Source organism: Bacillus sp. JAS24-2 (genome assembly GCF_008274905.1).
GTDB classification, from domain to species: domain Bacteria; phylum Bacillota; class Bacilli; order Bacillales; family Bacillaceae_G; genus Bacillus_A; species Bacillus_A cereus.
The window spans coordinates 4,052,746-4,068,167 of the sequence record NZ_CP031068.1; the positions used below are offsets into that span (position 1 = coordinate 4,052,746).

The following is a 15,422-nucleotide window of genomic DNA, read 5'->3' on the forward strand; positions in this document are numbered from 1 at the left end:
AAAAGAACGTGATCCAATCACGTTCTTTTTTCATTATACGTTCATCTTTTCCTTTAGTTGTAATCCTGTAACAGATTCTAATACATCCATCGATTCTCCAAATGTCATATCAAAAATTGTCTTGTCCTCTATGTATGGAAACTGTCTGAAACGCTTTTCTAACACCTTCACAGCATCTGATGTAAAGTTTGCACTATCAATGCCAAATTCTGTTTCAAGAAGAACGATCCAATCTAGCACATGAAAACCTAATCCATTGACGAATGAAATAAGTTTTTCTTCTGGATTTGAAGATAAGAATACTTGGCGTTCCATCTCACTAAAAAGTTCTTCTCCTAAGATTTCAGCTAACTCATCATCATGTTCACGTTCAACAAGTTCTTCGTAGCCGTAATCATCCACAAGCTCTTCTACTTCTTCACTATCCTGACAAAGCAATTGACTAAGAAGTGCCTCTTTCTTAAATTCACTATTTTGTACGACTTCTAAAAAGCTCGTTTCCCATCCATTTTCTAATTTCATATTATGTACTCCTTTATATACGTTTCTTATCATCACTGTACCCAAAAGATCACTTTTATAACCTTTTAGGTAGTTACTATTATTTCACATGATTCATAACATAAGATGCAAACTCAGCTACATCTCCTTCAAAAATATTTATTTCTGGCAAGTGATAGAACGTTGTTTGGAGCGGGTTTCCTGCATGATATACATATATCGTTTTCTCTAGTGCAATCGCCATTCCAAACTCTGTATGGCTCCCGTTTCCGCCATCTAATATAAGTAAAAATACATCCGCTTCTTTTACAGCATTTCGTTCTGCCTGACCACAATTTCTCTTAATTGTTCTTCATTCGCTGCTCTTTCATTTTTGGTCCAATCATATGTATGGTGCCATCCTGCATGTTTCAGTTCATTTGCTACAGAATGTACAAGATGTTTATTTTGGAAACCTGAGGCGATATAAAAATTCATTTATATACACTCCTTCATTATGTATGGGGAAACTCCTTTTTAGCGTTATTTGTTATAGCTATAATAAAGAACAACTTCAAAAAAAATCCCCATCTTTAAAACTTATTTGCGTTTAAATGATGGGATGCTTCATGGTCTTCTTTTATTTTTTGTTTTTTATAACTTTCATCAGCTAACATTTCTAGTTCAGCTGTTATCTCTGACTTTTCAAGCTCTCTTTCTTGCGAAAATTTCCTTGAAATATAAACAATAACACTACCAACGTACAACACAAAGCATATAATAAGTGCAGTATTTTCATAGAGACTTAGCTCCAACACAGTCACTCCTAATCCATTCGTATTTTCACGCCTCATTAATTGGAATTTCCCTATTAACCCATTTGTTATCCCGCTATTTGAGGGCAGTAAGACTCCCTCCTCAAAATTCAGTAACAGTAAAGAAGTTAGATGTGGGATGAACCCAACTGATTAAAGTTTCACTTTATTGTAACATAAAAATATCAATTCTTGGAATCTTTCACCCTACTAAAAGAGGCATGATTGTTTTATCATGCCTCTGAAATATTTTGAATGATTGTTTTAATTGCTTCTTTTCCATTATATTTTTTTAGTGCTATTTTATACTTCTCATTATTTTGATTCAATTCTTCGACATACTTTATAAGAGATTTTACAGTTACATCTTCTTCATATAATACGGAGGCATACCCTTGCCTTTCAAAGGACTCTGCATTTAATATTTGATCTCCACGGCTTGCAAATTTCGATAATGGAATTAAAACCATCGGCTTTTGTAATGTTAAAAATTCAAAAATTGCGTTGGAGCCCGCGCGTGAAATAACAAAATCTGTTACCGCTAATATATCTGGCAGTTCTCCATGTACATATTCAAATTGTCTATATCCTTCTTTATTTTGTAAACTTTCATCAAGGTTACCTTTTCCGCAAAGGTGAACAATTTGATATTTTTTAAGAAGTTCTGGTAATGCTTCTCGAGCCGTATCATTAATTTTTTTCGCGCCCAAGCTGCCTCCCATAATCGTAATAACTGGCTTTTTACGTGAAAAACCTAAAAACGCTAAACCTTTTTCACGATTTCCCTTCAGCACTTCTTCACGTACAGGAGATCCCGTATATATTACTTTTTCTTTCGGTAAATGTTTCGCTGCTTCTTCAAATGTAACAAATATTTTCGAAGCAAAACGAAGCGCAATTTTATTTGCTAGTCCTGGTGTCATATCAGATTCATGTAATAAAACTGGTACTCTATTTAGCCATCCTCCAATTACGACTGGTACAGATACGAAACCGCCTTTTGAAAAAATTACATCTGGTTTTAGTTTTCGAATCCTTACATACGCATCCATAACACCCTTCATTACAAGAAAAGGATCTTTTATATTTTTCAAATCAAAATAACGACGTAGCTTTCCACTCGAAATACTATAGTAGGGAATGTCTTCCTTTTCTATAATCGTTTTCTCAATACCTTGATGAGAACCAATATAAGAGATATCCCAGTTGTCTTCCTGTAAATATGGGATAATGGCTAAATTAGGTGTTACATGTCCTGCCGAACCGCCACCTGTAAAGACTATTTTCTTCATACGTCTCCCCCTTCTAGACTATAATACACTAAAATATCTTGCCTCAGGGTGAGAAAATACCATAGCCGTTACGGACGCTTCTGGCTCCATCATGAATCCTTCTGTTAATGAAATACCTATTTCCTCTGGATGAATTAAGCGAAATAGCTTTTCTTGATCTGCAAGTTCTGGACACGCCGGATAACCAAATGACACTCGTATTCCTCTATATTTCGTACGGAAACGTTCTTCCATCGTCAGTTCAGGTGAGTCCGGAATGCCCCAGCGGTCACGAATGAGCATATGTGTTTTTTCAGCAAGTCCTTCCGCTAATTCAAGCGCTAACGATTGAATGGCATGACTACGTAAGTAATCACCTTTCGCCTTCCACTCTTCAGCAATGTCCCGAACTCCTTCCCCAACCGTAACAGATAAGAAAGCAACATAGTCCATCTCATCTCCTATTGGGCGCAAATAATCACCTAAAGTACGATAGGGAGCCTTTCCTTGTCTAGGGAATGTGAAACGCTCTATAACACGCGTATGATCTTCTGGATCATATATTACAATGTTTTGTCCGTCGCTTTGCGCTGGGAAAAATTGATACACTGCTTTCGGCTTTAACCAAGATTGTCCTTCCTGCAATAATTCATCTATTAAATCATTTAATTCATGTGCTCTCTTATCTCCCTCTTTCAAAAGCTTCTTCACATTTCCTTTTAATCCAAGGTGATGCCCAAGTAGCATTTGTCTATTTAAAAATGGAGCGAGATGAAGGGCCGGAATATCGCGTAATACAATTCGTTTTGTTGAATCAGGCACGATAACTTCAGCCTTCGGTAATGGCTCAATTACTGCTGGAATTTCTACTTTCTTCTCCTCTTTTTTTACGATATGAAGATGACGTTCTTTTTTATCCTGTTTCATCTTCTCACGCTCTTCTTCTTTTTGAAGCTTATTAATAATATCGAGCCCCGTCATCGCATCACTCGCATAACAAACGAGCCCTTTATATGATGGTGAAATCCGATTATCTGTAAACTTTCTCGTTAACGCTGCACCACCTACAACAATGGGAACATCAATATTTGCTGCTTTTAAATCTTCAGCAGTCGTTACCATTTGTTGCGCTGATTTTACTAATAAACCGGAAAGGCCTATAATATCCGGCTTCTTTTCTTGTACTTCTTGAACAATTCGATCCGAACGTACATTAATTCCTAAATTAATAATCTCATATCCGTTATTTGCTAAAATAATTTCAACGAGATTTTTCCCAATATCATGCACGTCACCTTTTACAGTTGCTAATAATACTTTCCCTTTTTTCGCACTATCACTAGATTCCATATGTGGCTCTAAATAGCTTACAGCAGCTTTCATACTTTCAGCACTTTGCAATACTTCAGCAACAATAAGTTCATTATTATTAAATAGTCGTCCTACCTCATCCATCCCTGTCATAAGCGGACCGTTAATAATATCAAGAGGTTTTCTTCCTTCTTCAAGCGCAAGACTTAAATCCTCGTGTAATCCTTGTTTCGTACCTTCTACAATATAATTTGCTAGTCTTTCATCAAGCGTTAACGTTTCTTGCACAACGATATCTTTCTTTTTAGCAACTCGGTAAAAGTTTGTAAATTCTTCTAACGTCTCTTTCGTCGTTTCAAACAGTAGTGCATCTGCAAGGCGTTTTTCTTCCTCTGGAATCGACGCATAGCGTTCTAATTTTTCCGTATTCACAATCGCGTAATCTAACCCTGCTTTCGTAGCATGATATAAAAAGACTGAATTTAATACCTCACGTCCAGCCGGTGGTAAACCAAATGATATGTTACTTACCCCTAAAATCGTTAAACACTCTGGTAACGCTTCTTTAATAAAGCGAATTCCTTCTATAGTCGCTGCTGCTGAACCAATATATTCTTCATCACCTGTCCCTACCGGAAACACAAGTGCATCAAAAATAATATCTGACGGGCGTATCCCATACTTCTTTGTAAGTAATTCATAGCTTCTTTTCGCAATTTCTATCTTTCGCTCCGCACTAACCGCCATACCGTCTTCATCAATTGTTCCTACAACTATAGCAGCACCATACTTCTGAAGAAGCGGTGTCACTTTTTTAAATCGTTCTTCTCCATCTTCTAAATTAATTGAATTAATAACAGCTTTTCCTTGAATATAAGTAAGAGCTCGCTCCATCACATTTTCATCTGTTGAATCAATCATAATCGGTACTTTTAAAACTTTCGTAACTTCTGCTAAGAAGTTTTCCATATCTTCTATTTCATCGCGATCAGGATCTGCCATACAAATATCAATAATATGAGCATTTTTCTTCACTTGCGCTCTTGCCACTTCAGCAGCCTCTTCAAATTTCCCTTCTGCTACTAATCGTTTAAATTTACGTGACCCAATAACATTCGTTCTTTCACCTACAAATAACGGTCTCATAGACTCATCATATTGCAGTGCTTCTAATCCACTAATTCCATGTCCTTCTCTCTCATGATGGTCACGAGGCTTAAGAGATGCTAGCGCGGATTTCATTGCTTTTATATGTTCTGGTGTCGTGCCACAACAACCACCAATAATATTAACCCACCCTTCTTCAGCAAATCGCTTCACCTTTTCAGCAAGAGAAGATGGAGATTCATGGTAATGTCCATCTTCATCAGGAAGACCTGCATTTGGATAACAAGAAATGTAACACTCCGATAAATCAGATAGTGAACGAATATGGTCCCTCATAAACTCCGGACCAGTCGCACAGTTTAACCCAACAGATAATGGTTTCATATGTTCTACTGATAAATAAAAAGCTTCAATTGTTTGCCCAGCCAGAGTCGTTCCCATTGGCTCAATCGTACCTGAAATCATAATAGGAACCGTTTTTTTCAGTTCTTCAAAAGCAGCTTGAATTCCAATATAAGCTGCTTTCACGTTACGCATATCTTGACTCGTCTCAACGAGTAATACATCAACTTCTCCTTTTAATAATCCTCGTGCCTGCCTTGTATAAGCCTCAATCAATTCTTCAAAAGTCACACCACCAGTAACACTAATTGCTTTCGTTGTTGGTCCCATCGCTCCCGCAACATATACTTCATTCCCGCTTTCTTTAACAGCTTGCTTCGCCAAAAGTGCTGCCTTTTCATTTAGTTCTTCATCTAAATGAGACAGCTCATAATCACTTAGTACAATATTCGTTGCCCCAAATGTATTTGTTTCAATAATATCCGCTCCAGCTTCAATATAAGCTTTATGAATCTTTAAAATAACGTCTGGTCTTGTTTCCACTAAATATTCATTACAGCCCTCGTACTCTTCTCCTCCGAAATCTTCAGCAGTTAAATCCTCTTGCTGAATCATTGTCCCCATTGCACCATCTAATATTAAAATGCTATTTTTCAATTTTTCTTCTATACACTTCATCAATTAATACCTTCTTTCATTTCTTGCTTTTCTCTTACATATTTAACAAGATGTTCTGTAATTTCATACTTTAAAAATGGTGTAATAAGATAAATACCATTAAAATATTTCATCGCTGCGTCGACCAATTCTTGTGAAATGCGAATCCCTTCCTCAATTGCTGCCTCTTTCGTTTCATGTCCATCCATTCTCTCTCTTATTTCTTTAGGAAGAGTAATACCCGGCACCTCAAAATGAAGAAAATCTGCATTCCGCTTACTTACTAACGGCATAATTCCAATAAAAATAGGTTGTTCCAAATGCTTTGTCGCTTCATACACTTCTTCAATTAACTTGATATCGTAAATTGGCTGAGTTAAAAAATACTCCGCTCCAGCATCTATTTTTCGTTCCATTCGCTTAACCGCTGCTTTTAAGTGCCTCACGTGAGGATTAAATGCGCCGCCTACAGAAAACCTTGTCGCCGGTCCAATTGATTTCCCTAAAATTGAACGTCCATCGTTCATTTCTTTAATCATTTTAATAAGCTCAATAGAGGATAAATCATATACAGAAGTGGCACCGGGAAAATCACCAACGCGCGCTGGATCACCAGTTAAAGCTAACACTTCTTCCATCCCTAACGCCGATAAACCTAACAAATGAGATTGTAGTCCAATGACGTTATGATCTCTACACGTTAAATGCGTCAATACTGGGATATCATGCTTCGTTAATAACGCACCCATCGCCATATTAGAGACACGAGGCGATGCTAATGAATTATCTGCTAGAGTAATAGCATCTGCTCCCGCTCTTTTTAACGCTCTTGCTCCTTCAAAAAAACGCTGTGTATCTAACGTTTTCGGTGGATCTAATTCCACTACAACTGTCGTTTGTTTTTTTGCTTTCTCTGCTAGAGTGACGTGAGCCTTCGAACGTTTCTCATGCGTATGAACGACTTTTGGCCTTTGAATCGTTTCTTTTTCTATTACAGGGGTAATATTCGCAACAGCGCGCTTCATACTTTGAATATGTTCTGGAGTCGTACCACAACAGCCACCCAATAACCGAATACCTTGCTCAATAAATTTCGGTGTCATTGCTTCAAAATAAGCTGGACTTCCCTCATATACGTAACGTCCCTCTACATAATTCGGGAGACCTGCATTTGGGTATGCTGATAAATAGCCATTTTGCGGAATCGATATCATTTTGAAAGCTTCCGTCATATGAAGCGGCCCCAGTTGACAATTCAATCCAACAACATTTGCACCGTAATCTATAAACTGCTTTAATATTTCATTGACATCATTTCCATTTTGAGTCGTACCTGCTTCATGTAACGCTAATTGCGCAACAATCGGAATATTCGTTTGCTTACGCAACACTTTAACAGCATGAAGTAATTCAAATTCATCATAAAAAGTTTCTAATAGTAATCCATCAACCTGTTCTTCTAGTAAAGCCCCCGCCTGTTCAAGTAATATAAACTCCCTTTCCATATCAGTCGTTGTAACAGCTCCGATATGTTTCATACCACCAATTGTTCCTAAAATTGCATTTTTATCTGTCACAGATGCTTTCGCCAATTTCACTGCCGCTCTATTAATTTTTGTAACTTGATTTTCTAAACCATACATACGTAATTTCGCCTCATTTGCTCCATACGTATTCGTTTGAATTACATCTGCTCCAGCAGCTACATATTGTTTATGAATGGATATAATTAGATCTGGATCAGATACGTTCAATTCTTCAAAGCTACTTTGCAAACCATGTGAATGCAATAACGTTCCAACCGCACCATCACCTATTACAATTCCTTTTGATAATAAATCTAGTAATTTCACGAATCTCCCTCATTTCTATCAATATAAAAACCCCCTCTTCACTTTGAAGAGGGGGACATAATTGTTCCTCCTCTTATTATGCAAAACATTCGTTTTGCAGGTATTAGCACCGTTTCAAACATTTCGTTTGAAGGTTGCCGGGTTTCACAGGGCCTTTCCCTCCACCGCTCTCAATAAGAGTTGTCTTTATTATTTTATTTATGTAGCTAAAAGGAAATGCGTTCCCCTTTTAACAATGTTTGTTAATTTTTTAATAAATTTAGCATGCACAAAATTAAAAGTCAATGACACTTGCGGAAAAATAAAAATTATTTAAAATAAAGTTGCAATTCAATTATCTTTTATTGTAAAGTTAAAAACATAATAAAAATTTCATACGAACATTCTTATCTAGAGAGGTAGAGGGACTGGCCCTGTGACGCCTCAGCAACCATTAACATTTTGTTAATAAGGTGCTAATTCCAGCAAATTGTGAAAGATTTGACAGATGAGAAGAAGACTCTATTCAAACCGAAAGCCTTCTTCTTAGAAGGCTTTTTTTATTTTATATTCACTTAATGTTTCAATTTAAAAAGGAGGAATTTTCACATGTCAACAATCGAAACAAAACTAGCACAAATCGGAAATCGTAGTGAAACTACAACTGGAACGGTTAATCCACCAGTTTATTTCTCAACCGCTTATCGCCACGAAGGAATTGGTAAATCTACTGGCTTTGACTATTCACGAACTGGCAATCCAACTCGCGGTCTTTTAGAACAGGCGATCGCAGACTTAGAATATGGCGAACAAGGTTATGCCTGTAGTTCAGGGATGGCGGCTGTTCTCCTCGTCCTTTCTCTATTCCGCTCTGGAGACGAACTTATTGTATCTGAAGATTTATACGGGGGAACGTATCGATTATTTTCTGAGCATGAAAAAAAGTGGAATGTTCGATGTAGATACGTAAATACACAGTCTATTAAACAAATTGAGCAAGCTATCACAACTGAAACGAAGGCTATTTTCATAGAAACTCCAACTAATCCATTAATGCAAGTTACTGATATTGCTGCTGTCGCAACTGTAGCGAAAAGGCACGGACTACTTCTTATTGTAGACAACACATTCTACACACCTTATATACAGCAACCATTAACAGAAGGTGCTGACATTGTACTTCATAGCGCAACGAAATATTTAGGGGGACATAACGATGTACTAAGCGGGCTTGTCGTTGCAAAAGGAAAGGAACTTTGCGAGGAAATCGCTCATTATCATAATGCATCAGGTGCAGTTTTAAGCCCATTTGACTCATGGTTATTAATTCGCGGTATGAAAACGTTAGCGCTTCGCATGAGACAACATGAAGAAAATGCGAAAGCAGTTGTTGCGTATTTAAATGATGAAGACGGGGTGACAGATGTATTTTATCCAGGAAGAGGCGGCATGATTTCATTCCGCCTTAAAGATGAAGCTTGGATTAATCCATTCTTACAATCTTTATCCTTAATTACATTTGCCGAAAGTCTTGGTGGTGTAGAAAGTTTAATGACTTATCCAGCAACGCAAACACATGCTGATATTCCTGAAGAAATTAGAACAGCAAACGGCGTATGCAATCGTCTTCTTCGATTCTCAGTTGGCATTGAAAATAGTAACGATTTAATTCAAGACTTAAAGCAAGCCATTAAACTCGTAAAAGAAGGTGTAAGAATATGAGCTATTCTATAGATACACTCTTACTACACAACCAATATAAACATGACTCGCAAACAGGCGCTGTGAACGTTCCTATTTATAACACATCAACTTTTCACCAGTTTGATGTAGATACGTTCGGAAAATATGACTATAGCAGGTCAGGAAATCCAACTCGTGAAGCTCTTGAAGATATCATTGCTTTATTAGAAGGCGGAACAAAAGGATTCGCCTTTGCATCAGGCATTGCAGCGATTTCCACTGCATTCCTCCTTCTTTCACAAGGTGATCACGTACTCATTTCAGAAGATGTGTACGGAGGCACTTACCGAGTGATAACTGAGGTACTCTCCCGTTACGGTGTTTCACATACATTTGTTGATATGACCAATTTAGAAGAAATAAAACAAAACATGAAACCAAATACAAAGCTCTTTTATGTAGAAACACCTTCTAACCCACTTTTAAAAGTGACAGATATTCGCGAGGTTTCTAAACTCGCAAAATCTATTGGCGCTCTTACTTTTGTTGATAATACATTTTTGACACCACTATTCCAAAAACCACTTGAACTTGGAGCTGATGTCGTTCTTCATAGTGCTACAAAATTTATTGCTGGTCATAGTGATGTTACTGCCGGATTAGCAGTAGTAAAAGATGCAGAACTCGCTCAAAAGCTTGGATTTTTACAAAATGCATTCGGTGCTATTTTAGGACCTCAAGATTGTTCTCTCGTACTTCGCGGTCTAAAAACATTGCACGTACGCCTCGAGCATTCAGCTAAAAATGCCAATAAAATCGCACATTATTTACAAGAGCACGCTAAAGTACAAAATGTCTATTATCCGGGATTACAAACACATCTCGGATTTGATATTCAACAATCTCAAGCAACATCAGCTGGAGCGGTCTTATCGTTTACTTTGCAGTCAGAAGATGCACTCCGCCAATTTTTATCAAAAGTAAAATTACCTGTTTTTGCAGTTAGTTTAGGAGCTGTAGAGTCAATTCTTTCTTATCCAGCAAAAATGTCACATGCAGCACTGTCGCAAGAAGCTCGTGATGAAAGAGGAATCTCTAATTCATTACTTCGGTTATCAGTCGGTCTTGAAAATGTTAACGATTTAATATCCGATTTTGAAAATGCCCTTTCTTATGTAGAAGAACCTGTAAATGCATAGAGAAAAAGAAGATATGAGATTAGGTTTTCATATCTTCTTTTTCTGCGTTTTAGTTATATTCATTTGAATTTCTTCTTTTCTTATAGTCCATAAAAAAATAAAAGTATATCATCTATTTCTAAATAATGGATTAATTGATATATTAAGAAATAAAAAGGGGTGAAAATAATGGATATTTGTTCAGATATTTTAATCGTTATCGATTTACAAAATGGCGTATGTTATAGCGAGGAGCATTTATTTGATTTACAGAACTTACTAACAAAAGTAAATAAAAGAATTTATTCATACAGAAAATTAAATAAACCAATCCTTTTTGTTCAACATTGTGATGATGATTTAGTACCCGAGAAAGAACTTTGGGCTATTCATACCGATCTAGATGTTCAAGAACAAGATTTTTTTGTAAGAAAAACACATGCAAATTCATTTTATAAAACAAACTTAAAAGAAATTTTAGATCAATTATCTGTAAATTGCATTGAATTTTGTGGCGCCCAAACAGAGTACTGTATGGATGCTACGATTAAGTTTGCCCACGGACTAGGATACGAAAACTTTATGGTACAGAAAACAACCTCTACGTTGAATAATCCTTTTATGTCCGCAAAAGAGACAATTGATTTTTATGAGAACATATGGAATCACAGGTTTTTAACGTTGCTAAAAGATGAATTTTAGAATAAATGACTAATGACTTGATCATCCTAAGATTTATCAGCCGTAAGCAAATATTTCATTATCACCATAAAGAAGCGAATTACATTCAGCTTCTTTTCTTTTAACCTGTTTTATATTCTATATATATCATTATAATTCCTTTGTCATATTATTTTAAAAATTTCGTATATTCATTTGAAAGAATAAGAAAATCATGATAAAATTGTGTTACAAATATATCTATATCTTTCAATTTTTAAAACGCATCGAAATTTTCACCCAAAAATGTCATTTTACAAAAACATGCTAATTTACCTATTTTATTTACATCAGGGTCTCTTTTCTTACAATTTCTTTACTTTAGGACTTTTTTTCTGCAACAACTATTTTCTTTTCTTTAAATTTTTGGTATGTATAGTATGGTATAATAGCTCACACGGAGGTGGAAAAGAACATGTTAGAAACCTTTCAAAAAGAATTAGAACTATATGAAAGTAATGCAGAATTATTAAAAGTGCTAGCTCATCCTGTTCGTTTATGTATCGTAAAAGGATTAATCGAGCGCGGTCCAAGCAACGTTTCTACAATGTATACTGGCTTAAACATGCCACAATCTACAATTTCACAGCATTTAGCAAAATTAAAAAGCGCTAAAATCGTTTCTAGTGAAAGAAAAGGATTGGAAATTTATTACAAAGTAGAGAATGAAACAATCATTCAACTCGTTCGCGTATTATTAGGTTAGGGACTAATAATCGAAGAAAAAGAACGTATTCTATATTTTTCATCTCATATCTTTAATATAAATATATATCATGAGAGGAAATATATAATACTACATAAGTCGTATTAAAAAACAAGACACAGTATATACTGTGTCTTGTTTTTTATATTGTTACATATCGATCCAAATGTAAATGTTGCATATCTTTTGTATGTATAACAACATCAAATGCACTCCCTACTCCTCCATTCAAAATCATAGAACGAACGGCTCGATTTTGTTTTTGCGTTTCAGAAAAAGGATTCATATCTTGATGGCTCGTAAGCTGTTCTAATATCCCTGCAGCTAACAAGAACTCAGATTGTTTCTTATGCCATACTGCACTCATTCCTTGCATACTAAACATCTCCTTTAGCTCGTCCCAATGAATATGAGTAGTAAGATCCATTTCACCTGGATGCGCTAGTGGGTTACGTATTAGCTTATGCTGATAATACCCTCGCAAACTTCCTTCACGGTGTGCTGGATGCATCCATTCTTCTTTTGTGTATCCGTAATCAACTGTAATACATATACCTTTTTGAAACCATTTCGCAATTTCTTTTATATACTCCTCCATCACAATTGGTACTTCAAAACGTTGCCCTTCAGCAATATGAATATTATATTTCAATAAATAGCGACCAATTCTTTTATCTAACGGCCTACATACTTCTGAAAGGTTTCCTTCCTCTGTATATGTAATACGTACTTCATACAACATACCATTTCTTTTCTCAATTATTTCAACAGGAAATGCATCAAACAACTCATTCGAAAAAAGAATTCCCTCGAAAGAATCTCCCATTTCACTATAGGAGGTATAGTACGATACATTAGAAAATGAGCCAAGGTGCTCCTGCTGTAATTTTCTATGAAAAGGGCTCACTTCAATCATTGAATAGTTTAAATCAATAAAGGTTTTTGGAGATAATTGCTTCCATTCTTGTAAAACATCATAGGCAAACTTCCCTGTTCCTCCGCCAATTTCACAAATATTCGGAGCAACTTCACCATTTTCAACAAGACGAATAAAAAGTTTAGCAAAAGTTTTTGCAAACACAGAGGATACGTTGCTACTTGTAAAAAAATCCCCTTGTCTTCCAATCTTTTCACGTTCTTTCATATAATATCCATGACCTTCTGTATACAATACAAGGTTCATATACGTACTATATGAAATTGAATAATCCTTTTCTTTCCCCATCCATTCTCTTAAAATGAGCTCCATTCCCATAATGACTCCTTATTGTAAAAACGGATTATTTTCTTTTTCAAAGCCAATGCTTGTTTCTGGACCATGTCCACATAAAACCGCTGTTTCATCTGGTAATACAAATAATTTCTCTTCAATACTTCCAATTAATTCAGCGAAACTTCCACCAGGTAAATCTGTTCTTCCAATGCTCATTTGGAACAATACATCTCCTGAGAATACAGCATTCGCCTCTTTACTATAATAAGAAATACTTCCTGGAGAATGTCCTGGTGTCTCAAAAATTTCAAAATTAAATGATCCAATTGTTAATGTACCTTCTGCATCAATAATATGATCCGCTGGTTTTGCTGTAATACTGCGGTTCATCATAAAAATTTGAGAGCCGTTTACAGTTGCATCTCCTAACCAATCTGCTTCTTCTTTATGTACGTACACAGGAATATGAAAAGTGTCTCTTACCGCATCAACAGCACCGATATGATCAAAGTGAGCATGTGTTAATAAAACAGCTAATGGTTTTAATTGTTCTTCTTGTAAATATGTAACGAGCTTTTCACCTTCATGACCAGGGTCAAAGATAATGCACTCTTTTTGATCGTTCATTAAAATATAAGCATTTGTTTGTAATGGGCCTAACGGCATTTGTATCCATTTCATATGAAAATCTCCTCCAGTTATTAAACTTACTTTTAATGATACAACATTTCTTTCTCTGAGGAAAAGAAAGGATGCTATCTCGACAATCATTTTTAAAACATGTACAATATAAAAGAGTAAATATTCCAAAAACTCATAATAAGAAATGGGTAGACAGAGGAGGATATTGTATGGGCCTTGTTATTATTTTTACACTTGTCACTCTGTTAGCTGTATTTGCTACGCTTAGAACACTTCGTGAAAAAAACTTTTTCGCGAGCGGCTTTGCAATTGCAACTGTACTCGTTTTCGGATGGTTTACGATCATGACTGTTCTATATAACGGGTATCCACCAGCAGCTTAATTCGTTTACACTTTATTCTTCATCGAGATTTCACACAAAAAGAGGAAGGGTTCCCCCTTCCTCTTTTCATATTTCACAACTTATATCATCTTCGCTTCGTATTTGTGCTTTTTTACAAGCCAAGCTCCTCCGATAACACCTGCATCATTACCAAGTGTTGCAATAGCTAACTTCGTGCTCTTTACAGCACGTGAGAAAGCGTATTGCTCGAAATAGCGTTGAATTGGTTCTAATAGCGCATCTCCAGCTTTAGACACGCCTCCACCAATAACAATTTTCTCTGGGTTCAATGTACTAGAAAGGTTCGCTACAGCTAATCCTAAATAAGAGGCTACTTTTTCTACTACTTCACCTGCTAATTCATCACCTTGTCCAAGTGCTTCAAAGACATCTTTTGATGTAATACGTCCTTCTTCAGCTAACATAGAACGCAACATGCTCTCTTTATTAGTCTCTTGTATTTTTTGCATAGCAACACGTACAATACCTGTCGCAGATGCTACTGTTTCTAAGCAACCAGACTTCCCGCAATTACATGGGAAAGCATTTTCTGTAACGACTGTAATATGTCCAATCTCACCAGCAGCACCACTCACGCCGTGTACAATCTCACCATTGGCGATTACACCACCACCAACGCCCGTACCAAGTGTCATACAGATTAAATCTTTTGCACCTTCACCAGCACCTTTCCACATTTCACCAAGCGCTGCTAAGTTTGCATCATTATCAATAACAACAGGTAATCCTGTTTCTACTTCTAATAAATCTTTTAGCGGATAGTTTTTCCATCCTAAATTAACCGCTTCATAAATCATTCCAGACGCCACATGTACAGGACCAGGAGCTCCCATACCAATACCAATTAACTTGCTCTTCAATTCGCCTAATTCTTCTAGCTTTTTATCAATTGCTTTCGCAACATCAAGTGTAATATGTTTTCCTTGCTCACCTGTATTCGTAGGGATTTCCCACTTATGTAAAATTTCACCGTACACATTAATAAATGCTAATTTAATCGTTGTACCACCAAGGTCAACACCAACTAACCATTTCTCTTCCATGTTGCTTACCTACCTTTA

Annotated in this window: 13 protein-coding genes, 1 pseudogene and 2 riboswitches; of the genes and pseudogenes, 5 read left to right on the forward strand and 9 right to left on the reverse strand. The window is 36.2% G+C overall.

Annotation, left to right across the window (positions count from 1 at the left end; translation table 11 throughout):
- Nucleotides 1-33: 33 nt before the first annotated feature.
- The 6 genes and pseudogenes from DN407_RS21050 to DN407_RS21075 form a co-directional block, all read right to left on the reverse strand.
- Nucleotides 34-522 carry a hypothetical protein gene (locus DN407_RS21050; RefSeq protein WP_000764267.1) on the reverse strand — a complete coding sequence of 163 codons (489 nt, stop codon included), beginning with the start codon at nucleotides 520-522 and terminating at the stop codon, nucleotides 34-36.
- Nucleotides 523-601: 79 nt separating this feature from the next.
- Nucleotides 602-978: pseudogene (locus tag DN407_RS21055) on the reverse strand (nucleoside 2-deoxyribosyltransferase).
- Nucleotides 979-1,073: 95 nt separating this feature from the next.
- Nucleotides 1,074-1,334, reverse strand: coding sequence for a DUF3966 domain-containing protein (locus tag DN407_RS21060; protein ID WP_001250699.1), 261 nt, complete (start codon nucleotides 1,332-1,334; stop codon nucleotides 1,074-1,076).
- Nucleotides 1,335-1,528: 194 nt separating this feature from the next.
- Nucleotides 1,529-2,587: an undecaprenyldiphospho-muramoylpentapeptide beta-N-acetylglucosaminyltransferase gene (gene murG, locus DN407_RS21065; protein WP_149216618.1), complete on the reverse strand. Its 1,059-nt coding sequence runs from the start codon at nucleotides 2,585-2,587 to the stop codon at nucleotides 1,529-1,531.
- Nucleotides 2,588-2,605: 18 nt separating this feature from the next.
- Entirely contained in the window at nucleotides 2,606-6,004 is a 3,399-nt protein-coding gene (gene metH, locus DN407_RS21070; RefSeq protein WP_149216619.1) for a methionine synthase, read from the reverse strand.
- A complete protein-coding gene (locus DN407_RS21075; protein WP_149216620.1) occupies nucleotides 6,004-7,836 on the reverse strand; it encodes a bifunctional homocysteine S-methyltransferase/methylenetetrahydrofolate reductase in 1,833 nt (610 codons plus the stop codon). The genes metH and DN407_RS21075 overlap by 1 nt, the downstream gene beginning before the upstream one ends.
- 70 nt (nucleotides 7,837-7,906) lie before the next feature.
- Nucleotides 7,907-8,016: riboswitch (SAM riboswitch) on the reverse strand.
- A gap of 203 nt (nucleotides 8,017-8,219) precedes the next feature.
- A riboswitch (SAM riboswitch) is annotated at nucleotides 8,220-8,330 on the forward strand.
- Nucleotides 8,331-8,424: 94 nt separating this feature from the next.
- Here DN407_RS21075 and metI point away from each other — a divergent pair.
- The 4 genes from metI (at nucleotide 8,425) to DN407_RS21095 (ending at nucleotide 12,102) form a co-directional block, all read left to right on the forward strand.
- On the forward strand, nucleotides 8,425-9,537 hold the full coding sequence (gene metI, locus DN407_RS21080; protein WP_000103889.1) for a cystathionine gamma-synthase/O-acetylhomoserine thiolyase: 1,113 nt from the start codon (nucleotides 8,425-8,427) through the stop codon (nucleotides 9,535-9,537).
- Complete coding sequence (gene metC / locus DN407_RS21085; protein ID WP_000122301.1) at nucleotides 9,534-10,697, forward strand: cystathionine beta-lyase; 1,164 nt, start codon at nucleotides 9,534-9,536, stop codon at nucleotides 10,695-10,697. Before metI ends, metC begins: the two co-directional genes overlap by 4 nt.
- A 168-nt stretch (nucleotides 10,698-10,865) precedes the next feature.
- Complete coding sequence (locus DN407_RS21090) at nucleotides 10,866-11,378, forward strand: cysteine hydrolase family protein (RefSeq protein ID WP_000350341.1); 513 nt, start codon at nucleotides 10,866-10,868, stop codon at nucleotides 11,376-11,378.
- A gap of 433 nt (nucleotides 11,379-11,811) precedes the next feature.
- The gene (locus tag DN407_RS21095; RefSeq protein WP_000894377.1) at nucleotides 11,812-12,102 is read left to right on the forward strand and encodes an ArsR/SmtB family transcription factor; all 291 of its coding nucleotides are present in this window, start codon (nucleotides 11,812-11,814) and stop codon (nucleotides 12,100-12,102) included.
- Nucleotides 12,103-12,244: 142 nt separating this feature from the next.
- Here the strand turns inward: DN407_RS21095 and DN407_RS21100 are convergent, their stop codons facing one another.
- Both DN407_RS21100 and DN407_RS21105 read right to left on the reverse strand, forming a co-directional pair.
- On the reverse strand, nucleotides 12,245-13,357 hold the full coding sequence (locus DN407_RS21100) for a class I SAM-dependent methyltransferase (RefSeq protein WP_000525139.1): 1,113 nt from the start codon (nucleotides 13,355-13,357) through the stop codon (nucleotides 12,245-12,247).
- Nucleotides 13,358-13,366: 9 nt separating this feature from the next.
- Nucleotides 13,367-13,996, reverse strand: coding sequence for an MBL fold metallo-hydrolase (locus DN407_RS21105; protein ID WP_000871233.1), 630 nt, complete (start codon nucleotides 13,994-13,996; stop codon nucleotides 13,367-13,369).
- 170 nt (nucleotides 13,997-14,166) lie between these two features.
- Here DN407_RS21105 and DN407_RS21110 point away from each other — a divergent pair, with 170 nt between their 5' ends.
- The gene (locus DN407_RS21110; RefSeq protein WP_000524852.1) at nucleotides 14,167-14,340 is read left to right on the forward strand and encodes a DUF2759 domain-containing protein; all 174 of its coding nucleotides are present in this window, start codon (nucleotides 14,167-14,169) and stop codon (nucleotides 14,338-14,340) included.
- Between the two features lie 80 nt (nucleotides 14,341-14,420).
- Here the strand turns inward: DN407_RS21110 and glcK are convergent, their stop codons facing one another.
- Nucleotides 14,421-15,404 (reverse strand): glucokinase, encoded by a 984-nt coding sequence (gene glcK / locus DN407_RS21115; RefSeq protein ID WP_000391701.1) that lies wholly within the window; start codon nucleotides 15,402-15,404, stop codon nucleotides 14,421-14,423.
- Between the last annotated feature and the right edge of the window lie 18 nt (nucleotides 15,405-15,422).